The organism is Acidiluteibacter sp., assembly GCF_055129545.1.
The window spans coordinates 500,231-519,514 of sequence record NZ_JBSRUB010000013.1; the positions used below are offsets into that span (position 1 = coordinate 500,231).

Annotated in this window: 10 protein-coding genes; 5 read left to right on the forward strand and 5 right to left on the reverse strand. The window is 36.8% G+C overall.

The genetic code is table 11. From position 1 onward, the window contains the following. Positions 1 to 64: 64 nt before the first annotated feature. The 4 genes from ACTB0X_RS08210 to ACTB0X_RS08225 form a co-directional block, all read right to left on the reverse strand. Positions 65 to 1,774 carry a NupC/NupG family nucleoside CNT transporter gene (locus tag ACTB0X_RS08210; RefSeq protein WP_463024516.1) on the reverse strand — a complete coding sequence of 570 codons (1,710 nt, stop codon included), beginning with the start codon at positions 1,772 to 1,774 and terminating at the stop codon, positions 65 to 67. Between the two features lie 7 nt (positions 1,775 to 1,781). Then, entirely contained in the window at positions 1,782 to 2,396 is a 615-nt protein-coding gene (locus ACTB0X_RS08215; RefSeq protein ID WP_463024517.1) for a bifunctional nuclease family protein, read from the reverse strand. 225 nt (positions 2,397 to 2,621) lie between these two features. Next, on the reverse strand, positions 2,622 to 3,587 hold the full coding sequence (locus tag ACTB0X_RS08220; protein ID WP_463024518.1) for an electron transfer flavoprotein subunit alpha/FixB family protein: 966 nt from the start codon (positions 3,585 to 3,587) through the stop codon (positions 2,622 to 2,624). An 11-nt stretch (positions 3,588 to 3,598) separates the two neighbouring features. Further along, the gene (locus tag ACTB0X_RS08225) at positions 3,599 to 4,339 is read right to left on the reverse strand and encodes an electron transfer flavoprotein subunit beta/FixA family protein (protein WP_463024519.1); all 741 of its coding nucleotides are present in this window, start codon (positions 4,337 to 4,339) and stop codon (positions 3,599 to 3,601) included. 518 nt (positions 4,340 to 4,857) lie between these two features. Between ACTB0X_RS08225 and ACTB0X_RS08230 the strand changes: the two genes are divergently transcribed. The 5 genes from ACTB0X_RS08230 to ACTB0X_RS08250 all read left to right on the forward strand — a co-directional run bounded on the left by ACTB0X_RS08230 (position 4,858) and on the right by ACTB0X_RS08250 (position 18,562). After that, positions 4,858 to 10,482: a PKD domain-containing protein gene (locus ACTB0X_RS08230; RefSeq protein WP_463024520.1), complete on the forward strand. Its 5,625-nt coding sequence runs from the start codon at positions 4,858 to 4,860 to the stop codon at positions 10,480 to 10,482. Positions 10,483 to 10,486: 4 nt separating this feature from the next. Beyond that, positions 10,487 to 12,256, forward strand: a complete 1,770-nt coding sequence (locus ACTB0X_RS08235; protein ID WP_463024521.1) for a T9SS type A sorting domain-containing protein — start codon at positions 10,487 to 10,489, stop codon at positions 12,254 to 12,256. 326 nt (positions 12,257 to 12,582) lie between these two features. After that, entirely contained in the window at positions 12,583 to 13,566 is a 984-nt protein-coding gene (locus tag ACTB0X_RS08240) for a pyruvate dehydrogenase complex E1 component subunit beta (RefSeq protein WP_463024522.1), read from the forward strand. Positions 13,567 to 13,689: 123 nt separating this feature from the next. Then, entirely contained in the window at positions 13,690 to 16,401 is a 2,712-nt protein-coding gene (locus tag ACTB0X_RS08245) for a sodium-translocating pyrophosphatase (RefSeq protein WP_463024523.1), read from the forward strand. 169 nt (positions 16,402 to 16,570) lie between these two features. After that, positions 16,571 to 18,562 carry a S9 family peptidase gene (locus ACTB0X_RS08250; RefSeq protein WP_463024524.1) on the forward strand — a complete coding sequence of 664 codons (1,992 nt, stop codon included), beginning with the start codon at positions 16,571 to 16,573 and terminating at the stop codon, positions 18,560 to 18,562. A 76-nt stretch (positions 18,563 to 18,638) separates the two neighbouring features. Here the strand turns inward: ACTB0X_RS08250 and ACTB0X_RS08255 are convergent, their stop codons facing one another. Beyond that, positions 18,639 to 19,256, reverse strand: coding sequence for a deoxynucleoside kinase (locus ACTB0X_RS08255; RefSeq protein WP_463024525.1), 618 nt, complete (start codon positions 19,254 to 19,256; stop codon positions 18,639 to 18,641). Positions 19,257 to 19,284 lie beyond the last annotated feature (28 nt).

Below are 19,284 nucleotides of genomic sequence, written 5' to 3' on the forward strand. Positions count from 1 at the left end.
AAACAATAGTGCAGCGAAATACCACACCTTTCTTTTATAAAAATCGAAAATGAACGGGGATAAACTACAGAATTACTCCCACAATTACAGCCGTAAATAGTGATGCCAATGTTCCTCCAATCAACGCTCTAATTCCGAATTTAGACAAGATGCCTTTTTTGTTAGGAGCCAATGCCCCAATTCCACCAATCTGAATTCCAATACTTGCGAAATTGGCGAACCCACATAAAATATAAGTCGCCATAGTGATGGATTTTTCTTCAGCAAACATTTGTGCGGCTTTCATTTTACCTAAAGAAACATAAGCCACAAATTCATTTAGAATGGTTTTCTCACCTAACAATTGACCGACTAAAACCATGTCTTCTTTTGCGACTCCCATCAAGTAAGCGATAGGAGCAAAGCTATATCCAATTAAGAATTCAAATGTCAATCCTCTAAAAGAGGTGCTACTTGAAATGAGTTCATTCAACCCAGTGTAATGACCAATTACATCACACAATAAATAATTCCCCATTGTGATGAATGCGATGAATACTAATAGCATCGCACCGACATTTACAGCCAATTTAATTCCATCTGTAGTTCCATTGGCGATTGCCTCTAGCGCATTTCCACCAATTTTATCGCTACTGATTTCCATGGTCTCATTTACTTTTTCAGTTTCTGGAACCAATATTTTTGCTGCTACAATTGCTGCTGGAGCTGACATCACTGAAGCTGCCAATAAATGCTTGGCAAAATAAATTTGTTGTACCGGATCATCGCCTCCAAGGAATCCAATGTATGCGGCTAAAACCCCACCAGCGATGGTCGCCATTCCTCCTGACATCAAACTCATGATTTCAGAGTTGGTCATTTTGCTGAGGTAAGGTTTCACCAATAAGGGAGATTCGGTCTGTCCTAAAAAGATGTTACCAGCTGCCGCTAAACTTTCAGCACCTGATAATTTCATCAACTTTTTCATGATCCATGCAAATGCATAAACGATCTTTTGTAAAATTCCCCAATAGTATAATAAACTCGTTAAAGCAGAGAAGAATATAATCGTAGGTAATACTTGAATCGCAAAGTTGATGAATCCAACTTCTATTTTTTCGGTAATGAATGAGCTAAACAAAAAGTTGGTTCCTTCACTAGTAAATGAAATAATTTTTACAAAGAATCCACTAACTACATCAAAAATACGAGCAACAAAAGGAACCTTCAAAACGAGTACAGCAAAAATAATTTGCAACCCTATTCCTTTGCTCACCAGACTCCAAGAGATCGCTTTTCTATTGATGCTAAAAGCATAGGCCAATAACAATAAGACAATCATACCAACGATTCCTCTCAATAAAGACTCGGTACTGAAGCCCTCTGAAAGCTTCATTTTGTAACTGTTGTTGGTCAATTGATACTTTTCAGAATTGCCTTTGTTGATCAATTCGATCACATTGTTTTCTAACTCTACAACGCGATAGTTGGTTTGTTTTAATTGAAATGAATCAACACCATTGGAATCGGTAGAAAATAAAGTAGATTGATTAATAGTGATGTTGCCATCAAGTAGATTCCATTTTCCGCGGTATTCAAGGCCAGACTTGTAGGCGGTTAATTCTTTTTGTTGATCTACTTTTAGCGAATCAAAATTGGCGTTTTCAGCTTTTGAAATCCATAGAGAAAGGCCATCAGAAGAGGTGGTTGCTTTAGGAACATTTCCTTCGCCACAAGCAAAGGTGAAAAATAATGGAAGTAGCAAAAGCCACTTAAAAGCGTTTGATATCTTCACAATTTATTTAATTAGTGGAGCTGTTTCGTTTGGTGATTTCATCACGAATCCGAGAAGCAAGTTCATAATTTTCATTCTCTATTGCTTTCTCTAGTTTGCTATTCAATTCTTTGATACTAAAATCAGCTAAGGAAGATTTTTTCTTTTTTGGTGCGCTAGGTGTTGTCTCTTGTTCTGGTGTTATTGACGTAGTTGCGCCTTCCGTATTTTCATCGTCTAAAACGATGCCTGCTGAAGTCAGTATAAATTCAAAAGTATAAATCGGACATTTAAATCGCACAGCTAGTGCAACTGCATCTGATGTTCTGGTATCTATTTCAACTTCTTTTCCATCCTTATCACAGATTAATTTGGCGTAAAAAACACCTTCAACAAGGTTGTAAATGATTATTTCTTTGATAGAAATGCCAAATACATCTGCAAAATTTTTAAACAAATCATGTGTGAGTGGTCGAGTAGGAGTCATGTCTTCCAACTCAATGGCGATAGCTTGAGCTTCGAAACCTCCAATAATAATCGGCAATCTTCTTTTTCCCTCTTGTTCTCCAAGCACCAGCGCATATGCACCGGATTGTGTTTGACTATAAGATAACCCTATAATGTCTAATTGTATTTTCTCCATTCTGCCCATACCTTATCCTTCACTAAAGATATAAATTAATAATACCGATGTTGTTATTAAATGTCGTATACTTCGTCTACTCGTTTACTAAGAACTCGGCATTAACCAATTGTAGCTTTTGATGTTTCCTCTTTAAAATTATTTGGACACTCAAAAGCATAATTTGGTATAAATGGGAAGACAAAAAATATCTTCCCATTTATTGATATAAAATATGCTATAAAATTAGTGATTTGAAGCGTTAAATGCTTTCGCAGCTGCTACCAATTTTGGAACAACTTCAAATGCATCTCCTACAATACCGTAGTTCGCTGATTTAAAGAACGGAGCCTCAGGATCATTGTTAATAACAACAATGGTTTTACTTTGGTTTACTCCAGCTAAGTGCTGAATAGCACCTGAAATTCCAATTGCAATGTATAAGTTTGGACGAATAGCAACACCAGTTTGACCAACGTGTTCGTGGTGAGGTCTCCAATCCATATCCGCTACTGGTCTTGAGCAAGCTGTTGCTGCACCCAATTCTTTCGCTAATTCTTCAACCATTCCCCAGTTTTCAGGACCTTTTAACCCTCTACCAGCAGAAACTACTTTCTCAGCCTCTGTTAAAGGAAGATCGGCAGACTCTTTAATGATTTCTTTCACTTTTACTGATGCGCTTCCCACTTCTGGATTAAATGTTTCTACAGTTGCAGATCCACCTTTTGGAGATTTGTCCACTGAGTTCGGCAATAAAGAAATGACTTTCTTTTCCGTATTGATGGTGATGTTTGCGAATGCTTTTCCAGAGAATACCGCTTTTTTCACTGTAAATCCATTTGCAGTAGCAGGATAATCGATAGCTCCACTCACCAATCCAGCATCTAATTTTGCCGCCACTCTTGGTGCAATCGATTTTCCTGAAAAGTCGTGAGAAAAAATAATCACATCAGCACTTTCAGCTTCTGCACCTTTCACAACAGCTTTTGAGTAAGTTGATGGATCAAAGTCTTTGAATTTTGCATCATTGGCATGAAGTACTTTTGTAGCTCCATATTCTCCCAAAGAATCAGCATCAGAGCATTCGCCCACTACAATAGCTGTTGCATTTGTTCCTAAATCTGCTGCGATTTTACTTCCATAAGCTACTGCTTCTAAAGCAGATTTATGAATTTTTCCGTTTGCAGTATTTGCATATATTAAAACAGACATATCTTTTTGGTTTAAATTACTTTGGCTTCGTTGTGAAGCAATTCGATTAACTCAGCCGCGTTATCAGCGTCTATGTAATGACATTCCCCTTTTGCAGGAGGCAATTCATAATTGGCAATAGTAGTTGAAGCATTAGCTCCAGATCCTTCTACTACCTTCAATGGTTTCGTTCGTGCAGCCATAATTCCTCTCATGTTTGGAATACGTGCTTCAGCCATTCCTTTTGCAGCACTTACTACAAATGGAGCGCTAACTTCAACAACCTCAGTTCCGCCTTGAATATCTCTGTGAATAGTTGCTGTAGTACCGGCCATTTCTAATTTAGACGCTAACGATACATAAGGAAGATCCATCAATTCAGCAATCATTCCGCCCAATTGAGAGCCATTGTAATCAATGGTTTCTTTACCTAATAATACCATGTCAAAACCCTCTGCTTTTGCATAGGCAACAATCTCTTTTGCTGTTTGCAAGGCATCTGTTGGGTTTACATTAATTCGAACTGCTTCGTCAGCACCAATTGCTAATGCTTTACGAATGATTGGTTCATTTTCAGCTAAGCCAACATTAACAACAGTTACACTTCCACCATTTTGTTCTTTCAATTCCAACCCGCGAACCAAGGCATACCATTCATCATAAGGGTTTACAATGAATTGAACACCGTTTGTATCAAACGCAGTATTGTTGTCAGTAAAGGCAATTTTCGCCGTGGTATCCGGAGCCTTACTTATACATACTAATATTTTCATCTTCTTATTGTTATTGAGTGAATTATTCTATTCTTTATCGGACAATTTAATAGCGGTTTTGTTTATAAAATCGATTGAATTTAATTCCAAAACACGAATTGCTTCACAAAACTAATTTAAAAAAGAAAGAAATAAAAATACTATTCATGCATAATAAATTTAAAATTATTATTTCAAGGTTTAAAATATCCGTGTTTCTCAATTATGAACAATTTCTCTCTTAATAAAAAAGGAATTACGCTAATAACTATTAACCATCGTAAAAAACGAACAGAAACAAACTATTTACGCCAAAATCTGATATTTTTAGGTTTCGAATAAAGAGATAGTTGAGATATTAATGGCATTTTTTGACTCAAATTATGCCGATCTAGAAAATATCTTTGAAAAAAAATCAATGTTTATAAGGGTTTCATTAACCAAACCTTACATTCTTGCTAGTTTTTAATCAGTTGGCTTGCATTACATTAAGTTTAGAGATATATTTATCCGCAACTAACCCTCTAAATTTAAATCAGATGAAAAAACTGTCAATTTTACTATTTCTATTCTCCATTGTTACCATCAATACATATGCACAAGGGACTCAGATCGTTTATGGGCCAACAACAGTATGTGCAGAAGAAGCTGCTTTTTACAATGCAGTTGTCAGTAATGGAAAGTTTTTTAATTGGAATGTTACAAATGCACAAAGCTTTGTTCCAAATGGAAATTATCTAGATGTAATTTGGGGTAATTATGCTAGTGGTCAAGTAAATTTGATCGTTGAAGATGATTTAAGAAATGTAATTTGGACTAATACTATAAATGTTACGATTAACCCTAAACCGCAGCCCATTATTCAAACGAGTAGTAAGAATGAGTGTGTTTTATATGGTGAACAATTCCCTTCTGGATGTTGGACAGCTTGTCAAGGAATAGCCATTACTTATAGTGTATTAAAGACCACAGGAAGCACTTATGATTGGATTGTTGTCGGAGGTACATTATTAAGTGGGAATAACACAAATACTATAAGTGTTATTTGGAGCAATGTTGGGATTGGTGAGATTAAAATGACAGAGACAAATATTTTTGGTTGTGAAGAAACAGTTAAACAGTGTGTAAATGCAATAGCGCCACCATTGGCAAACTTTACTTCTGTTCCTGCAACTTCAAATGGTCAAATTCAACTTTGTAAGAATAGTACTTTATACTTGACTGATAATTCAACTGATGGAGTTGAATGGGATTGGGATTTTGGAGATGGATTCCATTCAAGTGATCGAAATACCTCACACACTTATGATATTCCGGGAACTTACAATTTAACAATGAGCGTGTATAATGAATGCAGGTGTATTGATACAAAAACTATTTCTGTTGTGGTTTCTAATACCAAAGGGCCTGAAATTATTTGTCCATCAGTGGTTTGTAAAGGTGATACTGCCACCTATCATACCACTTCAATTTGTCCAAATTACAGTTGGAACGTAACAAACGGCACTATAATAGGTTCAAACACTGACATTTCAGTCGATGTAGTTTGGCAAAGCCATACGGGCTTTATTGAATTGAATACTTTCAATTGTCCAGGCACTTGTCCAGAGAAAACAGCCATAAAAATTCCTGTAATCTCTGATGATTTAGCAATAAAAGGAAATCAAACCGCTTGTTTTAATGACTATGAAACCTATTACATTGACCCAATCCCAGAATCAAAATACAACTGGACGGTTAGTCCATCACTGGGAAATATCTTTTCTAGCAACAAAAATGAAATTGTGGTTAAAATAACTGGCGCGCAAGGCGAAGTGAAATTAACCATAGATCACCCCATTTTTGGATGTATTAATAGAGATTCTATCCAAGTTACAGCACTTCCTAAATTAGAAATCATTTCTACTGAGAATCAATTTTGCAGCGGAGATACTGCTACTTTTCTATCCAATTATCCGGTATATTGGAAAGTGTATACTGAGAACAGCGATGTAATAACATATGGTAGCTTTTCGTCTACTTTTGTAGTTTCATTATCAGGGTTTGCTCCCGGGTCCTATTATGTTGAGTCAACAGCGAGCGGATATTGCAATCAGTATGCACACTTACCCATTGAAATATTGCCCAAACCAGGAAAACCAAGTGGAATTCGTGGAGACACCATAATTTGTCCATTACAAAGTTATGAATACAGTGTTTTCCCGAAGAGCAATCATACGGTTGTTTGGGATATTGTGAATGGCGACCCATTGGCATCATCTGGAAATAGAACAATTGTAAAATGGAATTCGGGTGGAAATTATAAGTTAAAAGCCTATTACGTCAACAATATTACTGGTTGTTCTTCAGATACTACTGAAATAAACATACAACAATCAATAACTTCTGCGCCTAAAATTATTGGAGATTCTGCTATTTGCGGAGGAGAAAGAGCCGTATTTAAAACAAATTTTTCAGCGGATCTGTATAAATGGTCAATTATTCCTGCGAATGCCGGAAGTATAGTAACGAATAGATATTCAGATACTGTATTAATTGCTTTTAGCTTATTAGACAATGACCAAAATGTAATAATTAGAGTAAGTTCATCTGCTTGTGGAGTCGATTTTGATGTTGATCACACTATTTTAGTGAAAGGAAGCCCACAACCAACTATGGCTATATCAGGCATCAATTGCCCTGGTAATAATATTCTTTTTCAAGCTTCACAAGGGACTGGATGGCATTGGGATTTTGGTGATGGAGATACCTCTAACCTTCAAAATGTAACAAAAACTTATACAGAACAGAAAACGTACATTGTGAAGTTGACGGTTAAATACCCTGCCAACAATGGCTGTCAGCCAAATACCACTATTAGTCAACAATTGACAATTAATAGTAAAGCTAAAGTATCCATCTCTACGAGAAACCTAACTAGATTTTGTGAAGATACCTTAAAAGTGCCTGTAAAATTAGTTGGCACCATTATTAGTTCGGACTCTAATTCAAGTAGTTATAGTTGGTACAAGGATACCACCTTTTTAGCAACAGGACATAATTTTACAACGGTTGGGAATACCTCTGCATATGGAACTTATCGACTAAAATACACTAATCCAGATGGATGTATTAGTACTTCTAATCCGATTCATATAATGAAAGATTGTGAAGTGGATAGCACGTATCCAACAATATGTGTTTCACTTGGCGATTCGTTAGCTGTAACTTTTGGGCAAGACACTGTATGTAATAACGTTATTTTCCTGGAATCAATTTCTTTTCCTGTAGGATATACTTTTTTGAAAGTAGTTGTTGGGTGGAATGGACGGGGCACTGCAGTTGGGACTCCTGGCACTTTAGGGCCTTATGGGAAATCATTTGAATATGCTAACCTAGGTATCTATAATGCTGTTGCTTACGTTTATTTAATCGACCCTAATGGCGATACTTGTAAATACGAAAGATACACTCCCTTTCAAACCAACCCCGCCGCCGATTTTAGTTATAAAATAGACAGTTGCACACTTGGAGGGATGTATGTGACATTTTACAATAAAACATCCTACTTGGATACCCAGCCCACTTTCCAATGGACAATTGGTGCAATCTCTTCTACATCAACAAACCCTTCTCTGTTTTTAATAGGAAAATCCTATAACGTAACCTTAGTAGCTATAACAGGTAGTTGCACCACTACTGTATCGAGGACAATAAAAATACCAACCCCTGCCAACATTAGTTTTACCCACACCACCCCCGTTTGCCAACAAGAACCCGTGCAGTTTGAAGTAGTGCCGCACATTGGTAAAATAATAAACTACTATTGGAAATTAGGGGGCAAAAACCTCACCACCCCAACGGTGAAAACGACGTTTGAGGATGATAATGATTTTTCTTTACAATTGAATCCTTTAATTAAGCTATATACTCAAGACAGCAGTGGTTGCCACGATACAACTGAGCAAATAATAGTTGTGAATGGGAATGAGTTATTAGGTACAATTTTTAATCAAACACATATTGAACCCAGCAGTCCTGTTGATTTATGTGAAGGCGATAGTTTGCTATTCAATATTAATCCATCAATTACAAGTACACATACCCCAATCAAGTATCTGTGGTCTGACCTAAATCAGACGGCCACTACTTGGGCGAAACAAAATGGAGAGTATGGGGTGCGCATTTCTGATGCCGGTGGTTGTCGATTGCAATTGCCTCCTGTTTACCTGACCGTTTACAGTAATAATCCACCCATTATTTATGGTAAAACCACCTATTGCACAGGAGATTCTATCAAATTGTGGACCTATAACGACGATGCCATTGGATACTATTGGCACATCAATGGTGTTTTTTCTACGGATGCCTATCTCAACCGATTGGAAACTAGTTTGGCCGCAGGAAACTACAGCATTATGTTGTTGGCCACAAATAGCAATACACAGTGTTCTGATTCTGCTTTTTACGACATCACTGTACTGCCTCCGCCTATGGCTCCAGTGATCACTGCCAATTTCAGTCAACCGTATTGCGAAAAGCAACCGATTACCTTCACGGCTTTTAGTCCAGATGCAGTGGCCTACAATTGGAACGGAGGACAAAGTGGTAACACCATAGTGGTGAATAAACCAGATGTGTATAAAGCAACCGTTACAGACAGCAATGGGTGCAGCAGCAGCGACAGCACATTCATTCATCCACTGCCAGATTTTACCCATTTCTTAACAGGGTGTTATTGTTTTCTGGCTGACGAAAATGCGCCCATCGTGCATGGCCCAGATGCTGCCACCTACCAGTGGTACTTGGGAAAAGATGCAGTGGCGGCACCTGCGGGTGTAGCCGATTCATTCCGTACGGAACCTGGTTTAATCAGTTTGATCGCCACCACTCAGGAAGGGTGCATCGACACGTCTGGGGTGTTAGATGTTTCCTTATTTCCGTGCACCAATTGCACCTTAGGGCTAAATAGTTTAGAGGTGCAATGTGCAGGAAGAGATGCCAATGGGAAATTAAAGTTCGAATTCGCAATGAACTCTATTTTCGCAGGTACTAATAATACCAATTACTTCATCACCACTACTATAAATGGATTTCCTACAGGAAGTGTCTCTCAGTTAAATACCAATGGGTTGCAGAATGGAACTAAACCGTTATCCGGCATATTGACTTTAGACTCAGCGCTAGAAACCGACATTGTTTGCTTTGAGGTAACGGCAGTAGACGAAAATTTTGGAATTTGCAAACAAACCATTTGCGCACAGATGCCGACAGCGATTTGTGAAATAACTCCGAATTTTACTTTAACTGTTGACGAATTGACGTGTGTAGCTACTGTTACCAACACAAGTGTGGCACATCCATGCACCACCATAGATACTGCCAGTATTAATTGGGTGGTTACTTTTAACGGAAATTCGCACAACTACAATGGCAATTCATTTTTCATAAGTCATTTAAGTGGAAATGTGAAAGTATGCATGGCCATTAATGGGTACGATTATTCCAGAAATAACGATTGCCATCCAGACCTCTGTAAATCCTTCAATCTGGATTGGCCTGACTGCGATCAAGAATGCATGGATTGTGAGATTGAAGCTTCTAATATCAATTATGTGCAGTTGACTGGAAATGGCTGTGAATTTGAAATGGAAATCGACTTGGATAATTTTGGTCCAGACCTAACTTATATTGGAGGAAACTCGGCACAAGGAACCATCAATTCATTTGTTCCAACGTATGTTCCAAGCGGGGTAAATCGGTATAGTTTCACATTTACACGATTAGATCCTGATGAAGAAAACATCTGTATTCGACTGTTTTTTAAAGACAGTGAAGACAATGTTTGTTGCATCACCATTTGTTTTGAAGTGCCGCCTTGCAGCGAAGGCAGAAAGCGAAATGAGACTAAAAATACCCCAATTGGTTTGACAGATTTTAGAATCATCCCCAACCCAGCTACTGATTATTTTACGATTCAATGGCAACCCTTCAGTGGAGTTAACGTCGTGAATGTATCCATTTACGACCTACAATTCAATCGCATAAAAACCTTAAATTTGGATAACTCCATCGGCGAACACCGATTTAATACTACAGGTTTTGCGAATGGAGTGTACTTAATCGTATTGGAAACGCCTAAACAAAGAATCAGCCAACAATTGATTATTAACGCCAAATACTAAACCCATGAAATACCTCAAAAAATACATTACAAGAATAAACCTCCAATTATTATTATTTATTCTGCCCATATCTGCCACCGCCCAAGGCGGTTGGCAGTGGGCTAAAAATTATGGTGGAGATAGTAATCCTCCAAACGAATTAGTTCGTGGTCTACAAACAGATCAGTGGGGGAATATCTACATTGCTGGAATAATCACTGACATATACCAGCGAGATAGCGTTGGGAATATATTGTACGACAGTAATTTTTTTCCATTATTGCACAATTATGGAAAAGAGGATATTTGGGTAGCGAAGTATAGTCCTACTGGCAAAAGCCTTTGGCATGAATATGCTGGAAGTGGAAACCAAGATGCACTTGGTGGCTTAGTAGTAGATCAAGATGGGAATAGTTATTTAATAGGCAGCCTTAGCTACAACTCCTTTAGATTGCCACATACCTTCAATCGTAAACGAATTTCAAACGACAGCCTTTCCACTTTTATTGCCAAATTAGACTCTTCTGGCAAATTGCTGTGGCACAAACCTTTTGGATATGACTCTATTAACAATCTTTCGGTTTCTTTGGGGGGGAGTGGTTTTTATATAAATCGAAACAATCACATAGAATTTTTAGCTTTATCGGATTCAAGAAAATTAATTTTCAACGTGGACACCATTGATGAGGGGTGGCATGCTATTGAACTGGACTTGAATGGCAATTTTATTCAATCGAAGAGATTACCTTTAATAGATTATCAAAGTAGTGCTTTTCTGCAGAAATCGAGTTTAGATCACCTAGGAAATTATTATTTCTTTAACCATTTTAGTAGAGATACGCTTTTTCTTCTCAATGACACTATAATTCGCAACGGACAGAATGTTTCCAATGGAATTGTATTGGCAATAGACTCCAATGCCAATTACAAATGGAGCTTTGTAAGCAATAATAGTTATGATCCTATAACGGATGGAACCATCATTGGTGACACAATACTTACATCTATTAATGTGACTTCTTTTCAAGTTGATACAGTTTATTTTGGAAGTCAGAAATATAAAACCAGTACTAAAACTACTCAAGAAAGTGTGTTATTAATGTTGAGTGCTAATAATGGGAGTGTTATTGGATTAAAACACAATTCAGGTACACAGAGCCAATATTCAGTTAGTTATTCGGTTGCAGCGAATAAAGATTTTATGGCCATTGGGGGGAAATTTGATCAAAAAATGACTTTCTCAGGCACCACCAATTATATGGAAAGTGTGAGTAAAAGCAGTGGGTTTACCAATTCAGATAATTATTTTGCTTTATTCGATCGGCATGGCAACTTTATCTGCGAAGATTTTTTATACACCTTTGGTTCTGTTGATGGCATTCAGCAAATTTCTTTTGTAGATTCTACTATTTATGTGGCTGGTTTTTTTAGCGATACCTTATATGTGAATGGAGATACATTAATTGCAGCTGGTGGAAGTGATATCTTTTTAGCGCGTTATGATTTGCCTTGTGGCAAAGGCATTCCTGTTGGTATTAAAAACAATTACATTCTTGCTGAAAATGGCGTTTTGGTTTATCCCAACCCTGCAACTGAATTTACTAACCTAATCGGAAAACCTGTGAACAATACCGCACAGTTATTAAATATAAAAGGGCAAGTAGTCAAAACCATTTCTTTAGATGTAAATGTAATCCAACAGCAAATTCCACTGCATGAAATTGAACCAGGGATTTATTTCTTAACCATTGTTGGCAATCAAGAAAAGCAAGTGTTGAAGATTGTAAAGAATTGAAGAATCAATCAGTCAATTTTTAATGATTGAATAGAATTCAATGTTCTTTCCTTTGTCATCCAGAGCTTTTTGTCGAAGGAGACAAAGGTTGTTGTAAATTTCATTAGTTCAACATTTCGACAAAAAGCTCAATGTGACAAATCATTAAGTGTATTCTAGTAATGTTTAACTCTATAAAAATAATGAATGGGTACAGTTTTAACCTACGATTGAAAGACTTGATTTAAAATTATTATTTCCACCTCTTTTATGCTTTGTCAACCACGTATTAATTTTCTATTTTTGCAGGCGATTTAATTTGAAGCAATACCTTATTTATATATAGTATGAAAACATTACAATTTAGAGAGGCACTTAGAGAAGCCATGAATGAAGAGATGCGCAATGACAATACCATTGTGTTGATGGGAGAGGAAGTTGCTGAATACAACGGGGCTTATAAAGTGAGTCAAGGTATGCTTGACGAATTTGGTCCTGAACGAATTATAGATACACCGATTGCTGAATTGGGTTTTGCAGGTATTGGAGTAGGAGCAGCCATGCATGGTTTGCGCCCAATTATCGAGTTTATGACATTTAACTTTTCTTTGGTAGCGATTGATCAGGTGATTAATGCTGCTGCGAAAATGTACCAGATGAGTGGTGGACAATACAATGTACCTATCGTTTTTAGAGGACCTACAGGTTCTGCAGGACAATTGGGAGCACAGCATTCTCAAGCTTTTGACAGTTGGTTCGCCAATACTCCTGGTTTGAAAGTAATCGTTCCTTCTAATCCAAAAGATGCAAAAGGATTGTTGAAATCAGCCATTAGAGATAACGATCCAGTTATTTTTATGGAATCGGAACAAATGTATGGCGATAAAGGTGAAGTGCCTGAAGGTGAATATGTGATTCCAATTGGAGTGGCAGATATCACACGAAAAGGTTCTGATGTTACTTTAGTTTCTTTCGGGAAAATAGTAAAAGTAATGAACGAAGCTGCTGAAGAATTGGCAAAGGAAGGTATCGAAGCAGAAACCATAGATTTGAGAACAATTCGTCCGATTGATTACGATGCAGTGATTAATTCTGTGAAAAAAACCAATCGTTTGGTAATAATCGAAGAAGCTTGGCCAATTGGGAATATTTCTACTGAATTAACTTATATGGTACAGAAGAAAGCATTTGATTTCTTAGATGCACCAATTCAGCGGATTAATACTGCTGATACGCCTTTAGGTTATGCTGCTGTATTTGTAGAAGAGTTTTTACCGAATGTTTCTAAGGTGGTAAAAGCAGTTAAAGAAACGATGTATTTGAAGAAATAATTCAGATAAAAATTTAAAAATAAGTCAATCTTCTGGTAGGATTGGCTTGTTTTTTTTGTTATAAGTCGTTTAAAAGTTTAAATTCGTCCTTTTTTGAAAAATTTTAACAATAATTAATATCGTATGGGAGATTTATTACTATACCTCGTTCCTCTTTTAGGAATACTAGGTTTGATTGTCATGGCTGTTAAATCAGCATGGGTGAATAAGCAGGAAACTGGTGATGACAATATGCGTGAGTTGGCAAAATACATTGCCGACGGAGCAATGGCTTTTTTGAAAGCAGAATGGAAAGTGATGGCCTATTTTGTAGTGATTGCTGCAATTTTATTGGCTTGGTCAGGAACAATGACGGATGCTGATCATCCGCAAACGCATCCTGTAATTGCGATTACATTTATTTTAGGTGCATTCTTGTCTGCATTAGCAGGGTTTTTAGGAATGAAGATCGCGACAAAATCAAATATTAGAACCACTCAAGCGGCTAGAACTTCTTTGCAACAAGCATTGAAAGTTTCTTTCACAGGTGGTACTGTAATGGGATTAGGTGTTGCTGGTTTAGCAGTATTAGGTCTAGGTGGATTATTCATCGTGATGTTGGCCATGTTCGGTCCTGAAGGAATGATGACCGATAAAGGAAGTTACATTTTAGCGATTGAAGTATTGGCTGGATTTTCTTTAGGTGCTGAGTCCATTGCATTATTTGCAAGAGTTGGTGGAGGTATTTATACCAAAGCTGCCGATGTAGGTGCTGACTTAGTGGGTAAAGTAGAAGCAGGAATTCCTGAAGATGATGTAAGAAATCCTGCAACTATCGCCGATAACGTTGGTGACAACGTAGGTGATGTAGCCGGTATGGGAGCAGATTTATTTGGATCTTATGTTGCTACTATTTTAGCCACAATGGTTCTTGGTGTTGAGATAAAAATGACTGACAATTTTAATGGAATGTCTGCTATTTTGTTGCCAATGGTGATAGCCGGTTTAGGTATCGTCTTCTCTATTTTAGGATTCTTATTTGTGAAAATAAAAAGTGAAGATGGAAATGTACAAGGTGCATTGAATAAAGGAAACTGGTTATCCATGATAATGGTAGCTATTTCATCTTACTTCTTAGTTGATTATTTATTGCCTCCGACTATGGAGATTAGAGGTGAATTATTTACTTCTATGCAGGTGTATTACGCCATCCTTACAGGATTAGTAGTTGGTGCCATTATGAGTATCGTCACTGAATATTACACTGCAATGGGTAAAAAACCAGTAAATTCTATCGTTCATCAATCTTCTACTGGTCATGCAACCAATATTATTGGTGGTTTATCAGTTGGAATGGAGTCCACTGTAATTCCAATTTTAACATTGGCTGCAGGTATTTACATTTCTTTTGAATTTGCAGGATTATACGGTGTGGCTATTGCTGCATCTGGTATGATGGCGACTACTGCTATGCAGTTGGCGATTGATGGATTTGGACCCATTGCAGACAATGCAGGTGGTATTGCAGAGATGAGTGGTTTACCAGATGAAGTGAGAGGTAGAACTGATAATTTGGATGCTGTAGGAAATACAACAGCTGCTGCAGGTAAAGGATTTGCAATTGCATCTGCTGCTTTGACTGCTTTGGCATTGTTTGCTGCATTTGTTGGTTTGTCAGGAATTGACTCCATTGATATTTATAAAGCAGATGTATTGTCAGGTTTATTTGTAGGAGCGATGATTCCATTTATTTTCTCTGCATTGTGTATCGCTGCTGTGGGTAGAGCTGCAATGGACATGGTGAACGAAGTTCGTCGTCAGTTCAAAGAGATCCCTGGTATTATGGAATACAAAGCAAAACCTGAATATGAAAAATGTGTTGAGATTTCAACTAAGGCTTCTATTCGTGAAATGATGTTGCCTGGTGCAATTGCATTAATTGTTCCTGTTATCGTTGGTTTTACTTTTGGTCCTGAAGTTTTGGGAGGCTTGTTGGCAGGTGTGACAGTTTCTGGTGTATTGATGGGAATTTTCCAAAACAACGCAGGTGGAGCTTGGGACAACGCTAAGAAATCATTCGAGAAAGGAGTAATGATTAATGGAAAAATGGAGTACAAAGGTTCTGAAGCGCACAAAGCTTCGGTAACTGGAGATACTGTTGGAGATCCATTTAAAGATACTTCTGGCCCTTCAATGAATATCTTGATTAAATTGATGTCAATTGTTTCATTAGTTATTGCTCCACATATTAATGCCGGTGCAGGTCAGACAGATCATCAGAGTCATTCGACTGAGGTGAACATAATTAATGAAGAAACAAACGGTGTTACTGGTACCTTCGAAATAATCGGAGAAAAATCAGATGTTAAATGGGAGGGTAAAAAAGTAGGTGGTGCTCACACTGGAAATGTTTCAATTTCTGGAGGAGAAATTATTTTGGATAATGGGAATTTGGTTCAGTCTAGTGTTGAAATCGATATGAGTTCCATTACCAATTCAGATATTGACAATGCAGATGATGCAGCTAAATTATTGAATCATTTAAAAAGTGATGACTTTTTTGGAGTTGATGAATATCAATTTGCGAACTTAAAGTTGCATTCATTTAATAAAAGTGGAGCTAACTCTTATGACGCAGAAGGTGAGTTGATCATTAAAGGCATATCTAATCCGATTAAGGTTCCTGTAACTGTGGTGGAAGAAGGAGAAAATATGATAGTTTCTTCATCTTTTAGTGTAGATCGCACACTTTATGGCATCAAGTATAAATCAAAATCTTTTGACGAATCATTGTTAGATAATTTTATTTATGACGACTTTAAAATAAAGACGAGGATAAAAATTTCCTTAAAATAAGCAGACAAATAAAAAAATAGCCCTCTTACCAAAGTAAGAGGGCTATTTTTTTGCACTCATTTTCCATTTATCCTTATTTCGTTCGGTTTTTATAGGAACTGGGCCATCTATCACAATTTTAATTGTTTAGTATGGTTAAATTCTTAATTTTCATTAAAATCTAACCAATATGAAAAAGATAATTTTAACTAGCATAGCAATGGTGCTAATTTGTACCATACATGCTCAAACCAATGATTCAGAAATGAAAGGCGACCCAAAATTAGTTTCTAAACAGGCAGAATTGAATGCACTTGCAGCCAAAGAAACGGGGAAATACAAATATTCAGTAGCAGATTATTTTAAGAAACCGAATCAATCTTCTTTTCAATTTTCACCTGATGGGAAATATGTTTCCTACAAACAGCGTGAAGAAGATGGTAAAGTGCATGTGTTCACTAAAAATACTTTAACTGATAAAATTGTTAGAGTCATAGAAGAAAAAGAAGAGTTGATTCGAGGTTATGGCTGGGCCAATGAAACCCGATTGATTTATATCATGGATAAAGGGGGAGATGAAAATTATCACCTTTTTGCAGTTGATATTGATGGAAAAAATCAAGTAGAATTAACTCCATATGATGGTGTAAAAGTGGATATTTTAAATTCACTAAAAGAGCAGAAGGATTTCATGATTATTTTGATGAATAAGGATAATCCACAGGTATTCGAACCTTATAAAATCAATATCAAAACAGCAGAACTGGAAAAGTTGTATACCAATGATGATCCAGAAAATCCTATTAGTGGATATGACTTTGATAAGGACGGCGTTCTAAAAGGATTTACGAAACAACAGAACGGAACAGAGTATGTGCTAAATTATAGAACTGCTCCAGATCAACCCTTCGAACCGGTGTTAACGACCACTTGGAAAGATGATTTTTATATTATCGACTTTGATTATACTACAGAGAATCCAAATGATGCGTATGTAATGACCAACTTAAAAAGCAATACTAAAGAGATTGTACTTTATGATTTTGCGAAGAAGGAAGTGGTTAAGAAAATCTATTCCAACCCAACTTTTGATGTGAGTGGAATGAGTGTTTCACGGAAACGAAATTTTGAGGTGGATTACTATTATTATAATGGAGAAAAGTACCATATCGAGCCGGTTAGTGAAATGGCTAAAAAATTAAATGCAAAGTTTAAAAAGCAGTTTGGCAATAAAGATTTCTATATTTCAAGTAAAACGGATGAGGAGGATAAGTACTTAATCTATGTGACGAGTGATAAATTGTATGGGAAGTACTTTACTTACGATGTAGAAAAAGATACTTTCAAAGAAGTCTTAAACTTAATGCCTCAGCTTAAAGAAGAAGATATGGCTGAAATGCGTTCCATTAAATTTACTGCTAGAGATGGATTGACTATTTACGGCTACTTAACAATTCCAAAAGAAGTAAATGAAGGGATGCTAGTTCCTATGATTGTGAATCCTCATGGTGGACCTTATGGGCCGAGAGATGATTGGGGATACAATCCCGAGACGCAACTTTTTGCGAGTAGAGGGTATGCTACACTACAAGTAAATTATAGAGGTTCTGGAGGTTATGGAAAAGAATTCTATTTGGCAGGGAATAAGCAGATTGGTCGTAAAATGTTGGACGATTTGGAAGATGCAGTTGCTTATGTAAAAACCTTGGAAATTATTGATGGCGATAGAGTAGGGATATACGGCGGAAGTTATGGCGGATTGGCCACTTTGGGTAGCTTAGTAAAAACCCCAGATCTGTATATCTGTGGTGTAGATTATGTAGGTGTTTCAAACCTGTTTACCTTTTTCAAAGCTTTCCCACCTTATTGGAAGCCTTTTTTAGGCCAGGTATACGAACAATGGTATGATGAGAATGATGAAGCAGATATAGAAATTATGAAGCAAGTTTCGCCAGCTTTGAATGTAGATAAAATCACTAAGCCGTTGTTTGTAGTTCAAGGAGCCAATGATCCAAGAGTGAATATTGATGAATCAGATCAAGTGGTGAAAAATATGCGAGCAAGAGGCATTAATACACCATACATGGTGAAATACGACGAAGGACATGGATTTGGTAGAGAAGAAAATAGAATTGATTTATACAGTACGATGATGGGCTTTTTCGCTGAACATTTAAAATAAGTATAAAACTATACAACAAAAAAACGCCCGATTTAAAATTTAAAGTCGGGCGTTTTTTTAGTTTGTTATCAGTTGATTATTCAAACAATCCATGAATTTCTCCATCTATCTTTTGAATAATCTTTCCTAAATCTTCGCTGTTTTCTATAAAGTTATTATCGTCTACATCTATAATGAGCAATTTGCCTTGCGCATAAGTGCTTATCCAAGCTTCGTATCGTTCATTCAATCTTTTTAAATAATCCAATCGAATGCTTTCTTCGTATTCTCTTCCTCTCTTTTGGATTTGATTCACCAACTTAGGAATTGAAGCTCTTAAATAGATTAAAAGATCCGGTGGTTGGATAAATCCTTCCATTAATTTGAATAAGCTGAAATATGTTTCGAAATCACGAGTAGTCATCAAGCCCATTGCATGTAGGTTAGGAGCAAAAATATAGGCATCTTCAAAGATAGTTCTATCTTGAATCACTTTTTTACCAGTTTCTCTGATGTCCAGCACCTGACTAAATCGAGTGTTTAAGAAATACACCTGAAGATTAAAAGACCACCGCTGCATGTCGTTGTAAAAGTCGTTCAAATAGGGATTTTCATCGGCATCTTCATAATGGGCTTCCCAGTTATAATGTTTTGATAAAAGAGATGTTAGGGTTGTTTTTCCAGAGCCTATGTTGCCTGCAATTGCTATGTGCATATATTGATATTTAAAGTCCTACTAAAGT